The following is a 14,325-nucleotide window of genomic DNA, read 5'->3' as shown; positions in this document are numbered from 1 at the left end:
GGTGCTGGGACGTGTTGCGCCCTGTGTCAGTTGTGCTGCTTCTGCGAGTTCGAGGGACCGCTCAACCGATTTAGCGGCGGCCGCCGCCGAGGAGATCCCCGAGGACACCACCAAGAATGTCGCCGATGCCGCCGCCCTGAGCTCCGCCGCCCTGCGGGTCACGCGGAGCAGCACCGCCGCCCATCTTCTTCTGCAGCTGCTGCATAAGGAACGACAGCACAATCGGCGCAAGAATCGGCAGGAGCATCTGCAGGAGCCCCGAGGAGCCGGCACCGTTCAAGCTCAAGCGTTCAATCACCTGGTCGCGGCGCGGACCAAACACGTGCGAGGCGATCCTGTCACCGTCCGCGGTGTCGATCTGGTTCGGGTCAACGCCGCCCTCCACGAGCGCCGGATCGTGCTGCTCGAGCGCTTCAAGGATCGAGCACTCGCCGGCGGGGTCTTGTGCATTGGCCTCGAGGCCCGAGAGGAGCGTCGGGATGTGTTGATCGCGCGCTGTATCTCCTCGGGTGACTCGCCAATTTGGGCGCGATCTGATTCGTCGGGATCTGCTAGATGAGGCTCTGAAGCTCGGACATAGTCCGCCTTTCGTGTCAGCCCGGTCGGGGCGCGTTCCACCCAGGACACCGCATCGGTCTGGACAAGGCTGGCGGGTGCATGACAGAAATGGTCAGAAATCGGGGGTCCGAGCAACATATGGGCGCGAAGGTCCGAACACTGACCAATTCTGGAGAGGTGCCGTTGCGGATGGATGGCGAAAACTTGGCAGATCGCGGTGGTTCGAGCCACATATGGCCTCGAGGGTCCAAAATCTGCCAAATTTCCGGAGGCAGGCACCCGCATGACGCGTTCTGTTACGTCATGCGACGACCTGAGATGCCGATGTCGGGGGTCCTTTCTACGCTGGAGCCATCGCCCGGAGTAGACCCGTAACTCCGGCCACCGAAAGGATTTCTCTTGTCACGTTTTGCAAAGGTTGTGGCCGCCGCCAGCGCACTCGCGCTCGCTTTCGGCCTCTCGGCGTGTAGCGCGGGCGGCAACGAAGGCACCCCCGGCGTTGACCGCCCGGTCCGCATCGGCGTCACGAACGCATCCGACCCCTACTGGGAGCACTACAAGGAGGCCACGAAGGCGCAGGGCATTGAGGTCGAGCTCGTCGACTTCGCCGAGTACTCGCAGCCGAACCCGGCACTCGCGGCAGGCGAGATCGACCTCAACGAGTTCCAGCACCTCATCTACCTCGCCCAGTACAACGTGAGCGCTGGCGACGACCTCACCCCGATCGGCGCAACCGCCATTTACCCGCTCGGCCTCTACTCGCAGACGTACAAGTCGACCGACGAGATCCCCTCCGGTTCCGAGATCGCCATCCCGAACGACGAATCGAACCAGGCACGTGCCCTCCTCGTCCTCCAGCAGGCAGGCCTGCTCAAGCTCAAGGACGGCGGCTCGCCCTTCTCGAGCCCGGACGACATCATCGCCGCCGAGTCGAAGGTCACCGTTCGCCCCATCGAGGCATCCCTCACCGGCACGACCCTCCCCGACGTTGCAGGCTCCGTCATCAACCAGAACTTCCTCGACGAAGCTGGCCTGAAGCCCACCGACGCGATCGCTCAGGACGACCCGAACGCCGACACGGCAAAGCCATACATTAATGTCTTTGTGTCGCGCGCTGAGGACAAGGACAACCCCACCTACCTCAAGCTCGTCGAGATCTTCCAGAACGACAAGGCCACCACCGACGGCCTCGTTGAACACGCGAACGGCGCGGCAGAGCCCCTCACCACTCCCACCGCGGAGCTGCTTGAGGTGCTGCAGAAGACCCAGGCCGACTACGAAAAGGCAGGCAAGTAGGCATATGCCTCTCATTGAGTTCCGGGATGTCGTCAAGGAGTACCCGGCTCCCAAACGCGGCGTGGAGCCCATCCGCGCCGTTGATGGGGTGACGCTGGAAATCGAAGCAGGTTCGGTCACCGGCATCATCGGATACTCCGGCGCGGGGAAGAGCACCCTCGTTCGCCTCATCAACGCCCTCGAGCCCGTCTCGAGCGGTGAGCTGATCGTCGACGGCACCGACATCACCAAGCTGTCCGAGCGGGGGCTGCGCAAGCTCCGTTCCGGCATCGGCATGGTGTTCCAGCAGTTCAACCTCTTCTCGTCGCGCACGGTCGCAGGCAATATCGCCTACCCGCTGCATCTTGCGAAGTGGCCGAAGGCTGAGCGTGAGGCGCGCGTCGCGGAACTCCTTGAGTGGGTTGGGCTTGCCGACAAGGCGAACGCCCACCCCGACCAGCTCTCGGGCGGCCAGAAGCAGCGCGTGGGTATTGCCCGTGCGCTCGCCACGAAGCCCGCGATCCTCCTCGCCGATGAGGCGACAAGCGCGCTCGACCCGCAGACCACGAGCGACGTGCTCGAGCTCCTCAAGCGCGCGAACGAAGAGCTTGGCATCACAATCATCGTCATTACGCACGAGATGGATGTCGTGAAGCGCATCGCCACCGATGTTGCGGTCATGGAGAAGGGCCGCATCGTCGAGTCGGGCAAGGTGTTCGACGTGTTCTCGAAGCCAGAGAATCCGGCCACGGCGCGCTTCGTGGAGACGATCGTTGAGGGCGTTCCGCAGGGCGACTCACTGGCGCTCTTGCGGGAGCGTCATCCGGGGCATCTTGCGACCGTCTCGTTCCGCGACGGGGATGTCGACCAGCGCGACCTGTTCCGCCGCTTCGGTGCGGCGCGCATTGACGTCGAGCTCGTGGCCGGCGGCGTGCAGGACATCCGCGGCCGCTCTTTTGGTCACCTCACCTTCGAACTGGAGGGTGAATCGGATGCCATCGAGCGCACGCTCCGCGAAATTGCGGAGGTTGCGACGGTGACCTACCTTGGTGCGGCTTCAGCCGGTGCCACGATTCGTGAAGGGGGAGCGGAGTAATGGATTACGACCAGCTCGGACCAAAGCTCGCTGAGGCTGCCTTCCAGACCCTCGGCCTCGTGTCGACGAGCCTCCTCTTCGGCGGTATCTTCGGCCTCCTTCTCGGCATCGCGCTCTACGTGACCCGACGCGACGGGCTCTACCAAAACACGATCGTGCACACGGTGTTGAACCTCATCGTGAACTTCTTCCGCCCGATCCCGTTCATCATCTTCCTCGCCGCTGTCCAGCCGCTCGCGCGCATCGTGGTCGGTAAGGGTATCGGCGACCCGGCCATGATCTTCGCGATCTCGCTCGCGGCAACCTTTGGTATTTCGCGCATCGTCGAGCAGAACTTGCTCACGGTCACTCCGGGTGTCATTGAGGCAGCTCGGGCTGCGGGTGCGGGACGCTTCCGCGCGCTCTGGTCGGTCATCCTTCCGGAGGCGCTCGGACCGCTCATCCTTGGCTACACCTTCATCTTCGTGGCCCTCGTCGACATGTCGGCGGTCGCGGGCTATGTCGGCGGTGGCGGCCTCGGTCAGTTCGCGATCCAGTGGGGTTACCGACAGTTCGATCCGATCGTCACCTGGTCTGCGGTGCTCGTCATCATCGTGCTCGTGCAGATCGTGCAGTTCCTCGGCAACTGGCTCGCCCGCCGCGTCATGCGCCGCTAGGGCCTCGCGCTCGCCGGTTCTGGCCGCTCGGGCTGCACGCCCGACCTGCCCCCACTCCCAGCAGCCTCCCCGCCGTGCCTCGTCGCGGCGGGGAGGCTGCTGTGTGGTGGCGTTGCGTGGCGTGGACCCCGAGCGGCCGCCCCACCGGTCAGCGGTCCTCGGTCCTCAGCTCTCGGCCCGCAGCCCCCGACTTTTCTGTGCCAAATGGTCGGTGCGGCCTCACATTTGTGGCAACACCGACCATTTGGCACAGATTTTGGGTGGGTATGCGGAGCGGGTGCTGATCAGGCGGCAGGAAGCCGGTAGACGATGTCATTTGGGAACATGAGTTCCTCGGTTTCGACTGGAAGCGGTGGATCTGTGATGCTGTTTTCGACAAAACCGAGCCGCTCGGCGAGGCGCCGAGAACTCGCGTTTGACGGTGCAACGACTGCAACGATCGGTAGCGATGGGTGTCGGCGACGTGTCCAGTCGATGGCCGCGGCTACCGCTTCACGTGCATAGCCGTGGCCGTGAAACTCTGGGATGAAGCGATAGTACGTATTCAATACAAGCTGTCCACCGAGTGCGGAGTGACGCAGACCGCAGCATCCGATCACTGTGCCCGTCAGTTGTTCAACGATGAAATAGCCGCAGCCATCTTCGTTCCACGAAGCATCCCAAGACAAGAAGAGTGACATTGCATCCTTGCACGATGACATTGCTAGCTCGGGTGCATGTGCATAGGTGCGTGGGTCGGAATGAATAAGAAAGAGGGCATCAACATCGTCGACTGTTGGACGCCGAAGGCGGAGTCGTTCAGTTTCAAGCATGCACGTCACAATATCTGTTGGATGCATCGGAATGAATGCTCTTCCATGTGACGGAAGTCCGAATGGGGCCTGACATCTTCAATCTCTTGGCCCTTTTACACGCGGAATCACTGACAGGGACTGTCGCTCTCGTTGTTTTGGCGCGCACGCCCGTCGAGTTCGCGAATGAACGCGACAATCTCGTCAGGATTCCCTTCCGCCACGAAATGTCCGCTGGACGTTGATTGGTACGTGAAGTTGGGTGCCCACGCTCGCCACAGCGTTGCGGCGTCGAACACGAGTTGTCCACCCCAATCTTGTGAGATGACGGCGACTGGCATGGTGAGCTGTTTTCCTGCTTTGCGGTCTGCTGTGTCCATGTCCAGGGCAATGCCGGCGGTCGCACGAAAGGCAGCGACGATCGAGTTGGTGGCCTGGATCGAGCTTTCGATGTAGTAAGCACGCACTTCGGGTGTGAACGTCTTCCCCCGTGGGGTCCCACGCGTCCAGGAACGAGCTGTAAAACTCTGGGGCGACTGCCGCGATCATCTTCTCAGGCAGACCGGCTGGCTGGGCCATGAGATACAAGTGCCAAGCAACCTTGGCGTGGACCCCTGCAAGACTGCCCAGGCGTCGAGGGTTGGCAAGACATCCAGAATTCCGAGGAAGGTGATCTCCTCGGGATGATCGAGGCCAGCTCGGACAGCCACGAGGGCTCCGCGATCATGCCCGACGACACCGAAGCGGTGAATGCCGAGGGAACGAGTGATGTGAACAATGTCATCGCCCATGGTGCGTTTCGAATAGGTAGCTGGGTCATCAGCAATGGGTTTGTCACGCTTCCCGTATCCGCGGAGGTCAAGTGCGATAACGGTGTGATGTGCAGCGAGAAGCTAAGCCACGGTACGCCACATGTAGTGCGTCTGCGGGAATCCGTGTAGCAGCACAAGGGCAGGTCCTTGACCCCCAACTGCAACGTTGAGGTTCACATTGTCTTTGCCTGGAATCGGTAGGTGAAGTTGTCGATGGTGAATGAGGTCGCGGGAGCTCCTCGCTAGCTGCGTCTGTCGTGGAGTCGGGATGGCCTGAGAAGAGGCCCGCGGGGAGGTTTGTGTGATGGTGTGAGGTGGTCAAGGCAGGGAGGACAACACCATCGACAAGTGCCTCAAGGTACTGGTGATCGAGAGCGAGTCCGTTCGCATGTCGAAGGAGAAGAGCGGCGCCGACCACTTCTTCGTATGCGAATGGATGAGCTTCTTCGCTGAGCTCATCTCGCTGGATCGCCGCGTCGATGACTTCGCGCGGAAGCCGCGCAGCGGTGGGACCCATGGTTTGCTCAATAGCATCACAGAGTTCGGGATCTTCAAGGCCTGCGCTGAGCAACATGAAGGCTGTGTTCGCGTTTGATTCGGTGAGGGTGTGCTTGAGCCTGTTCATGAGCGCCAAGAGGTCGTCGCGCAAGCTCATGCCCAGGCTGAACGGAGCAGATGAATGTTGGGCGGGCCCATCTTTGATGGAGGCCAACACCATTTCGCGCTTTGACGACCAGCGTCGGTACAACGAAGTCTTTGAGGTCTGACAACGTTTTGCGACGGCTTCGAAGGTCAGTTTCTCGTAGCCCTTCTCGCCCAAGAGTTCGAGGACGGCCGCGGTGATTCGACGATGGAGCTCTGGATCGCGGGGACGCCCGCGGGTCGGTGACTTGTTCCATTACGACACGTTGCGTGTCGTAATGGAGGGTGGGCCAATCATCAACGTCGCTCCTGACTCTTATGAGTCTGTGTCGACGACGCGCTCGAAGCCGGGGACGCGGCGGGCGAGGTCGCGCTCGAGGCGCTGGTGCAGGGTGATGGATGCTGCTGAGCAGCCGCGGCACGCGCCGTGCATCCGCACCGAGACGACGCCATCCCGGGCATCCACGAGCTGAATCGATCCGCCGTGGACGGCCGCGATCTGACCGATCGGACCCTCAAGAAGCTCCTCGGCGACCGAGCGCAACACACCGTCCGCATCAAGCACGACGGCACCCTCACCGGGAACCCAGCGTTCGGGATGCGAGAGCGCCGCAATGAGCGCCTGCCGGATGCGTTCGCCCTCGCGCCGCCACGAACACCCCTCGGCGAGGGTCACCAGCACCGAGCCGGGGACCGCCTCCAGTCGAGAGACAACGTCGTGAAGCTCAGCGAATCCGGGCGCTGAATCGATCAAGCCCGCAAAGGGCACTCGGTCAAGCGGCGCTACCCAGCGCAGGGTCTGCGGATCATCGGTCGGTTCAGGATGCAGCGGGATTGCTCCCGTGGGCACAGCCATCAGCGGCCGCCACCCGACATCCACGTCACGACCGTGTGCCCGAGGAACCCAGCCGTCCAGCCGAGCACGAGCATGTATGTGAAGGCGATGCCCGGCCACTTCCAGCCGCCGGACTCGCGTCGCATGACCGCGACCGTCGACATGCACTGCAGCGCGAAGGCGAAGAACAAGAGCATCGCCGTGACCGTGGCCGCAGTGAACACCGGTTCACCCGCGCGCGGACCATCCGTGTAGGTCCACGTCTGCAGCTGCTCGGCGACACTCGACTCGTCCTCGGGGTCGCCTGCTGAAGCGATTTGGCCGAGCGTTGACACCGCCACCTCGCGGGCCGCGAGCGAACCCACGATCGCGATGTTCACGCGCCAGTCGAACCCGAGGGGCGCGAACACCGGCTCCATCGCCTTACCGATCGCGGCAGCGGGGGAGTGCTCAATCGTGCACTGCGCGACGGCTGCCTCATCCGAGGCATCCACGTCCGCCTCAGCAAGTTGCGCACTCGACGGCACCGGCAGATTCGTGAGCGCCCAAATTGCGATCGTCGCGACGAGCACAATCGTTCCAGCCTTACGGACGAACGCCTTCGTCGGCTCCCACATCGCGATGCCAACCGAGCGCGGGGTGGGGAAGCGATACGGCGGCAGCTCCATGTAGAAGGGCAGCACGTGACCGGACCGGTCGGTGATTTTCTTGACCGCCCACGCCGCGACGAGCGCCGAGATGCCGCCGAGGAGGTACATGCCAAACATGACGAGGCCGCGGCCAGAGACCGGGCCGAACCAGGCATCCTCGGGGACGAGCATCCCCACAAGCAAGAGGTACACGGGCAGTCGCGCCGAGCAGGTCGCGAGCGGTACACCGAGCATCGTTGCGATGCGGTCGCGGCTCGAAGGGATCGTGCGGGTCGCCATGATGCCCGGGATGGCGCAGGCGAACGAAGAGAGCACAGCGACGAAGGCTCGCCCTTCCAGACCGGCGCCGCTCATGATGCGATCCATGAGGAACGCGGCACGGGCCATGTATCCGACTGAGTCGAGCACGGCGAGCAGCAGATACATGAGGAGAATCTGCGGCAAGAACACGAGCACGGCACCGACACCGCCGATGATGCCGTCCGCGACAAGGCCACCCCAAGTCGGGTCGGGGATGGCGTCTCGGGCAGCTCCCGAGAGGGTCGAAAAGCCAGTCTCGATGAGGTCTTGAACCGGTGCAGCCCAGGTGAAGAGCGCCTGGAAGAACACGAACATCGTCGCAAAGAACACGATCGTGCCCCAGAGCGGGTGCAGGAGCACGGAGTCGATCCGCTCCGTGTGGGGATCCGGCGCTGGCGAGGAATAGCCTGCCGCCTGCAAAATCGATTCAGTCCAGCCGCTGAGCTCACTCGCATCGCTCGGCGGGTCGAGCGGCGGCTCGCTCCAGCGCTCCCATTCGGTGATGAGGCGACGCAGTTCCGGCACACCGATGCCGCGGTTCGCGATGACCGTGATGACCGGGGTGCCGAGCGCGCGCGAGAGCGCTGCAGCGTCCAGGCTTCCGCCTCGTCGTCGCAGCTCGTCCGTCATCGTGAGCACGAGGGCGGTCGGTTCGTGGCGGCGCAGCACTTCGGCAAGTAGCACCAACGATCGGCGAAGTGTCGTCGCATCCGCCACAACGAGGAGCGCGTCCGGGCGGTCGACCCCCTCAATGCGGCCATCGAGCACATCGGTCACGACCTGCTCGTCGGGCGACATCGGCGTCAAGGAATAAGAGCCGGGGAGGTCTTCCACGAGGAAGCGCTTGCCGGCGACATTGAGTGTGCCGACGCTGCGCGTGACGGTCACGCCCGGGTAGTTGCCGGTCTTTGCGCGGAGGCCCGTCAGGTGATTGAAGAGCGAAGTCTTGCCGCAGTTCGGCGCACCAATGAGGGCGATCGTGCCGTCAGCGGATGCGGTTGCACGTGCCGTGCGTCCCTGGTTCGGGGCGTTGCTTGGGTGGCAGCTTGGATCGAGAATCGACACGGGCGGAGGCTAGGCGGTCGGCGCCTGGGACACCGTGATGAGGTTCGTCTGGGCGCGGCGCAGGCAAATCTGCGCATCGCACACGCGCACCACGACGGGGCTGCCGAGCGGGGCGCGGCGGACGAGCTCCACTTCGCGGCCTTCGACAAAGCCGAGCTGACGCATCCGCTCCTGCATCTGCGTATCCCCGAGGGCGGCCATGTTACAGATGACGCCGCGTTCGCCACAGCGAAGCTGCCCGAGCGGACGAGCGTCCGCGATCTGGGTGGTGGGAACTGCCGAGAGCGTCTCAGCGGTTGCGGTCATCAGGGCTTCTTTCGAAGGGGACGCGAGCGGGGCCCGCGATTACTTAGGTAAGCCTAACCATCTCTCGCCCCTCGCGAAAGTCCCGGATTGCTGAAACGTGTTAGCCCGCACGGTTCGCAGTATCCGAGGGGATGCGTGCGGACCGTGCGGGGCTGACGGGGGAGTGGGTGCCGACTTGGTGAGACGTCGCGTGCCTTAGTCGTCGAAGTGGACGGCCGGAGGCCGCTTCCTGAAGCCCTTCGTGATGATCGCCAGGTAGGTGAGGCCGATCGCCACCCACACACCACCGACGGTGAGCGAAACGCCACTCAGGCTCGTCCAGAGCCACAGCGTCAGGCAGAAGCCGATGACTGGGAGCACGAGGTGACGGATGAGGGAGAGTGGATCGCGACGACCCTCATCCAGGACGAAGTGCTTGATCGCGGCGAGGTTGACGAGCGAGAACGCGGCGAGGGCGCCGAAGCTAATGATCGAGGCGATGACATCCAGGTCGAGCACGAGCGCAAGGAGGCCAAACACGGCCGTCACGAGGAGCGCACCTACTGGCGTGCGGAACCGCGCGTTCACACCACCGACGATGCGGTTCGGGAGGATGTGGTCGCGGCCCATCGAGTAGAGCAGTCGCGCAACCGAAGCCTGCGAGGCGATCGCCGAGGAGAAGGCACCCGAGATGTAGGCCGAGAGGAAGAAGATCTCGAGGAACTTCCCGCCGACGCGCGTCATGACATCCATCGACGCCGTGTCGAGGTTCGTGAAGTTCTGCCAATCAGGGAAGACCATGTGGCCGAACCACGAGAGCACGGTGAAGGTGAGGCCGCCGATGACGGTCGTGAGCACGATCGCGCGCGGGACGGTGCGCTTCGGATCGTTAGCTTCTTCCGACAGCGTCGAGACAGCGTCGAAGCCGAGGAACGAGAGCGCCAAAATCGATGCACCAGAGAGGATGCCAGCCCACGACATATCGGCCGAGATGAACGGCTGAATCGGTTCAACACCCGGGGCAAAGTTCGCAATGCAGAGGGCAATGAACACCGCGATGAACACCGTCTGCAGCGCGATGAGCGCGAGGTTCGCGGTCTTCACGACGTGGACGCCAAGGATGTTGAGCGTCGTCACGATGATGATCATCGCGAGGGTGATGCCCCAGGCGGGAAGCGCCGGGAACTGCGCGTTGAGGTAGATGCCGATGAGCAGGTAGTTGATGACCGGCAGGAGCAGGTAGTCGGCGAGCAGCGACCATCCCGAGAGGAAGCCGACGTGCGGGCCGAAGGCCTTGCGCGTGAAGACGTAGGCGCTGCCCGAGATCGGCAGAGCCTTTGCGAGTGACGCGTAGGTGAGCGTCGTCGCAAGCATGGCCAGGGTCGTGATGAGGTACGCCATCGGGAGGTGGCCCTGGGTGGTGTCAGTCACGATGCCGTACGTGCTGAAGACGGTGAGCGGCACCATGTACGACAGACCGAAGATGACGAGTGCAGGAGTGCTCAGCGAACGCTTCAGCGTGACGGGCTGCTGCGTGGGAGCGGTGGGGTTTGCGGTGGCGAATCGGGTTTCCGTGATCGTGGTGCTCACGATGGCCTCCTCGGGATGGGCGCTCCACCTCGTCGTTGAAGGGACCGCGACGTCGTCGTTGACGTTGCCAGAGAAGTTAGCGGAATCGTTTTAGCAAATCAAGCAATCGGAATGAACTCACGGCGTGATCAAACGCTGGCCCGTGAGGTAGATCTCCATGTTCAGGCCTTCACCGCGCGTCGAGGAACGGACGTTGAGAGAGATCGGGTGATTGAGCGTGCGGGGCTTGGAGTTGGCGCTCGCGGTGCCTGCGCTGGAACCAGTCGCAGCCCCGCGAATCCGTTGCAGCAACTCCCTCGTGCAGCGTTCACCGAATACGTGCGGAGTGAGGTCAAGGGCCGTCACCGACGGGGTCGTGTGCTCGAGCAAAATCGAGTCAACAGCGGATGCGACGAGGAAGTCCTTGCCGATCGTGCGGCCGTGGGCGAGGGCGGTCGTGATGGCTGTGAAGACCGTGCCGTCCGTGAGCGTGATGACGCCGTCGATCTCGGGAACCTGCCGCAAGAGATCATCGGTGGCGATCTGAACCTCGTCCGGCTTGCTCGGAAAACTCGTGTCGACGATCTCGACCGGGATACCTCGCTGGCGGCACCACTCCTGGTAGCCGCTGCGCGTCTCACGCGTCCACGCGGTGGTCGCATGCGGCGCGATGAGTGCCGGGAACGTGCATCCGCGGGCCTCGAGGTGATTGAGCAACTGCTGGATACCAGCCCGGTGATCAGAGGCGATCACGACATCGGGAGCCGGCAGCAGCGCCGGTGTCGCTTCGCCCGCGACGACCGGGAGCGAGCTGCTGAGGATCGTGGCGAGGCTCGGGTCGTTGTCGGTCGCATCCACGACGATGACGCCGTCGACCTGGAGGAGTGCCTGCTCCACGTGCTTCGGATCAGTCGGCAAATGCACGACGAGCACGCCCTCTGCGCTCGCGGCATCCACGACGCCGCCGGTGATCTCCGAGTAGTAAACAAAGCTTGAAGCGTCGGGCGGAAGGTGCAGCGCAATCATGCCAAGACGTGCGCCTCGGAGGTTCCGCGCCACTGTGTTTGGCGTGTAATTGAGCTTGCGGGCGGCGTCGTGGACCTTCTTGATGGTCGCCTGGGACACCCGGCCGCTGCCGTTGAGCGCGAACGACGCTGCGGTCCGCGAGACGCCCGCGAGGGACGCGACATCAGTGAGGGTCGCCCGTGAGTTTCGTGGAGTGCCGTTCATGCCGTGAAAGGTAGCAACTTCGCCGGGATGTCGCGGGATTTCTCCACAGGTAGCTTGACCGGGCTGTGGAGAACCCGGTACCTTCCCTTGCTAACACGATTTAGTTCTCGCGATGTCGTGCCTGTGCCATCGCGGACTGGTCAACGATGACCGCAGTGCAAGGAGTCGCCGTGTCAGCAGCATCCCGTGTCCTTTACCTCGCCGAGCGCGTGTGGATCCCCACGACCACCGAAGGCCAGGAAGGTGAGCAGGCAGGCACCCTCATCGACGGCGGCGCCGGCGTGCTCGTCGTCGACGGCGTTGTTCGTGCCGTCGGCCGCGCGCGAGACCTCGCACCGGCTGAAGCGAGCGTGCACGTCATCGACTTCGGCGACGCGACTCTGACGCCGGGGCTCATCGACGCGCACTCGCATCCGATCTGGGGTCTCGAGATGATCCGCGGCTGCGATCTTGCCGGAGCGGACACGCTCGAGGAGGTCATCACTCGCCTGCGCACCGAGCAGGAAGGGCTGGCGGATGACGAATGGCTTTTCGGCTACGGCCTCGACCCGGCCGTGTTCGACGGACCCATCACGAACGACTTCCTCACCGAGGCGGCAGGCGCATCCCGCGCAGCGTGGGTGACGATGTTTGACGCGCACTCAGCGATCGTCTCGGATGAATCGCTCCGCATCGCGGGGGTCACCGCGGGGGTCACCTTCGCCGACGGCTCCGAGATCACCTCCCGACCAGACGGCCGCCCAAGCGGATACCTCCTCGAGTTCTCGGCGATCGACACGGTTCGCCCCTTTGCTCCCACGCCACCCATCGAGGAACAGGCAGAACGCCTCTCGGCCCTCTTCGACGAGATGGCCGCGACCGGCATCACCCAGGTGCACGCGCTGGACCTCCGCACCCCGAACGCCCTCGAGATGCTTGAAACGATTGAGCACGAGCGCGATCTTCCCGTGCGCCTGCGCATCTCGCCGTGGTGTGAACCGCGACAGTCCGACGACGAGGTGGACGCGACGATCGCGAAGATCGGCACGCACGGCCGCCGCTGGCGCGTGGAGGGCATGAAGTTCTTCATCGACGGTACGATCGACGGCGGCAGCGCCTGGCTTGAGCACCCCGACTCGCAGGGGGAGTGCCTCGGTTCCACCTGGTCGGACCCGGAGCTGTACGCACGTCGCATCCGTCAGTGCCACGAGGCCGGCATCGCAACTGCCACCCACGCCATCGGCGACCGCGGCGTGCGCTACGCAGCCGAAACCCTTGCCACGCTCGATGGCTCGATCACTCACCGCATCGAACACCTCGAGGTGGTTGCCGACGAGGTGATCGAGCTCATGGCCAAGCACGGCATCGTCGCAAGCATGCAGCCGACGCACTGCACGCTCTACACGGATCCCTACCGCCAGGACACCTGGTCGGAGCGCCTTGGCGATGAGCGTGTGAACCTCGGCTGGCGCATCGGCGATGTCCGCCGCGGCGGCGTCACCGTCGCGCTCGGTTCTGACTGGCCGATTGCGCCCTTCGACCCGCGCGGAACCATTGCGGACGCTGCCCTTCGCCGCCGCCACAACGAACCTGACTCGCTGCAGATCGGCCCCGAGCAGGCGATCTCGGTCTCGGCGGCGATCGAAAGTGCGAGCCACAACGGTGCCCGCTCGATCGACTGGAACGGCGGATCGCTCGAGGTGGGCAGCGCGGCGGACTTCACGGTGTTTGCGGGCGACCCCTTCGCCATTGATCCGCAGGCATTTGCCGACATTACCGTCATGGCGACGGTGGTCGAGGGACGCATCGCCTACCGCCGCGGCTAGGCGATGCTCACTCGCGGCTGCGCCCGGCTGAGTGGGCGTCGACGAGCAAACGACGCAGCGCTCCCACAGCGCTGTCACGATTCAGCACCCGAAACACCACGGTTCCCACGCATCCACCCGAACACGACCGCATTCGGGATGACGTTCACCCATCGCCCGGTACGATGAAGTGTTTGGTACACATCGCGGAACGGGGATCGAATGCGTGTTCGGCTTGCCGCATATGGCGTGATCACCCGAGGCGATGAGATTCTCCTCGCGCACTGGAACGAGCGCGGACGCTCCGGATGGACGCTCCCCGGCGGTGGCGTCGAACCTGGCGAGGCACCGATCGAGGCGGCCGTGCGTGAGATCTGGGAAGAGACCGGCTACCACGCATCCATCGACGAACTGCTCGGTATCGACTCCCGCATCATCCCCGCCCGCGACCGTCGTTCGCGCTCGCCCATGCAGGCACTTCGTATCGTGTACCGCGCCTCAGTGAAGAGCGGCGAATTGCGCTACGAAGTCGGCGGCTCAACCGATCAAGCAGCCTGGATCCGCATGGACGAGATCGCTGAACTGCGCACCGTATCCCTCGTGGACGTGGGGCTTCGGATGCTTGCCGAGCGCCCCGCCAACGGGCAGCTCCGCTAGCGGTCTCCGGCGTCGCGACGTCTCGCGACCCAGCATCTACGCAACCCTCGCGTCAACGCCGCGCCGACCCACGTCCCGCATCCCCATGCGCCGACGCACAATACAACGGCGGGGCACCCG

Annotated in this window: 15 protein-coding genes; 5 read left to right on the top strand and 10 right to left on the bottom strand. The window is 64.0% G+C overall.

Annotated elements, in window-relative coordinates:
• Nucleotides 1-70: 70 nt before the first annotated feature.
• Nucleotides 71-481 carry a DUF937 domain-containing protein gene (locus ZAL01S_RS10475; protein WP_244875330.1) on the bottom strand — a complete coding sequence of 137 codons (411 nt, stop codon included), beginning with the start codon at nucleotides 479-481 and terminating at the stop codon, nucleotides 71-73.
• Between the two features lie 476 nt (nucleotides 482-957).
• Between ZAL01S_RS10475 and ZAL01S_RS04010 the strand changes: the two genes are divergently transcribed.
• Genes ZAL01S_RS04010 through ZAL01S_RS04000 form a run of 3 tightly spaced genes read left to right on the top strand, consistent with a single transcriptional unit; the run spans nucleotide 958 to nucleotide 3,585 of the window.
• Nucleotides 958-1,854 carry a MetQ/NlpA family ABC transporter substrate-binding protein gene (locus tag ZAL01S_RS04010; protein WP_066080091.1) on the top strand — a complete coding sequence of 299 codons (897 nt, stop codon included), beginning with the start codon at nucleotides 958-960 and terminating at the stop codon, nucleotides 1,852-1,854.
• A 4-nt stretch (nucleotides 1,855-1,858) separates the two neighbouring features.
• Nucleotides 1,859-2,929: a methionine ABC transporter ATP-binding protein gene (locus tag ZAL01S_RS04005; RefSeq protein WP_066080088.1), complete on the top strand. Its 1,071-nt coding sequence runs from the start codon at nucleotides 1,859-1,861 to the stop codon at nucleotides 2,927-2,929.
• On the top strand, nucleotides 2,929-3,585 hold the full coding sequence (locus ZAL01S_RS04000; protein ID WP_066080085.1) for a methionine ABC transporter permease: 657 nt from the start codon (nucleotides 2,929-2,931) through the stop codon (nucleotides 3,583-3,585). The genes ZAL01S_RS04005 and ZAL01S_RS04000 overlap by 1 nt, the downstream gene beginning before the upstream one ends.
• A 284-nt stretch (nucleotides 3,586-3,869) precedes the next feature.
• On the opposite strand, the gene ZAL01S_RS03995 is transcribed toward ZAL01S_RS04000, so the two are convergent.
• From ZAL01S_RS03995 to ZAL01S_RS03955, 9 genes are all read right to left on the bottom strand, one after another.
• Nucleotides 3,870-4,397 (bottom strand): GNAT family N-acetyltransferase, encoded by a 528-nt coding sequence (locus tag ZAL01S_RS03995; RefSeq protein ID WP_083523057.1) that lies wholly within the window; start codon nucleotides 4,395-4,397, stop codon nucleotides 3,870-3,872.
• Between the two features lie 107 nt (nucleotides 4,398-4,504).
• Nucleotides 4,505-4,843, bottom strand: coding sequence for a hypothetical protein (locus tag ZAL01S_RS10590; protein ID WP_244875326.1), 339 nt, complete (start codon nucleotides 4,841-4,843; stop codon nucleotides 4,505-4,507).
• Nucleotides 4,844-4,921: 78 nt separating this feature from the next.
• A complete protein-coding gene (locus ZAL01S_RS10585; RefSeq protein ID WP_304956498.1) occupies nucleotides 4,922-5,245 on the bottom strand; it encodes an alpha/beta fold hydrolase in 324 nt (107 codons plus the stop codon).
• Nucleotides 5,235-6,032: a TetR/AcrR family transcriptional regulator gene (locus ZAL01S_RS09720; RefSeq protein ID WP_280464605.1), complete on the bottom strand. Its 798-nt coding sequence runs from the start codon at nucleotides 6,030-6,032 to the stop codon at nucleotides 5,235-5,237. Before ZAL01S_RS09720 ends, ZAL01S_RS10585 begins: the two co-directional genes overlap by 11 nt.
• A 114-nt stretch (nucleotides 6,033-6,146) precedes the next feature.
• Nucleotides 6,147-6,686 (bottom strand): NifU family protein, encoded by a 540-nt coding sequence (locus ZAL01S_RS03975; protein ID WP_066080078.1) that lies wholly within the window; start codon nucleotides 6,684-6,686, stop codon nucleotides 6,147-6,149.
• On the bottom strand, nucleotides 6,686-8,680 hold the full coding sequence (gene feoB / locus ZAL01S_RS03970) for a ferrous iron transporter B (protein ID WP_244875324.1): 1,995 nt from the start codon (nucleotides 8,678-8,680) through the stop codon (nucleotides 6,686-6,688). Before feoB ends, ZAL01S_RS03975 begins: the two co-directional genes overlap by 1 nt.
• Before the next feature lie 9 nt (nucleotides 8,681-8,689).
• Complete coding sequence (locus tag ZAL01S_RS03965) at nucleotides 8,690-8,986, bottom strand: FeoA family protein (RefSeq protein ID WP_066080076.1); 297 nt, start codon at nucleotides 8,984-8,986, stop codon at nucleotides 8,690-8,692.
• 195 nt (nucleotides 8,987-9,181) lie between these two features.
• Complete coding sequence (locus ZAL01S_RS03960) at nucleotides 9,182-10,555, bottom strand: APC family permease (protein WP_244875323.1); 1,374 nt, start codon at nucleotides 10,553-10,555, stop codon at nucleotides 9,182-9,184.
• A gap of 117 nt (nucleotides 10,556-10,672) precedes the next feature.
• Nucleotides 10,673-11,764, bottom strand: coding sequence for a LacI family DNA-binding transcriptional regulator (locus tag ZAL01S_RS03955; protein WP_066080074.1), 1,092 nt, complete (start codon nucleotides 11,762-11,764; stop codon nucleotides 10,673-10,675).
• Between the two features lie 170 nt (nucleotides 11,765-11,934).
• Here ZAL01S_RS03955 and ZAL01S_RS03950 point away from each other — a divergent pair, with 170 nt between their 5' ends.
• Together ZAL01S_RS03950 and ZAL01S_RS03945 are read left to right on the top strand one after the other, a co-directional pair.
• Nucleotides 11,935-13,569 (top strand): amidohydrolase, encoded by a 1,635-nt coding sequence (locus ZAL01S_RS03950; protein ID WP_066080071.1) that lies wholly within the window; start codon nucleotides 11,935-11,937, stop codon nucleotides 13,567-13,569.
• Between the two features lie 201 nt (nucleotides 13,570-13,770).
• A complete protein-coding gene (locus tag ZAL01S_RS03945; protein WP_066080068.1) occupies nucleotides 13,771-14,205 on the top strand; it encodes an NUDIX hydrolase in 435 nt (144 codons plus the stop codon).
• The last annotated feature ends 120 nt before the right edge of the window (nucleotides 14,206-14,325 follow it).

The sequence above is a fragment of the [Zimmermannella] alba NBRC 15616 genome (assembly GCF_001570905.1).
In the GTDB taxonomy this organism is placed as follows: domain Bacteria; phylum Actinomycetota; class Actinomycetes; order Actinomycetales; family Microbacteriaceae; genus Pseudoclavibacter; species Pseudoclavibacter albus.
This window is presented reverse-complemented; position numbering and strand designations above follow the sequence as displayed.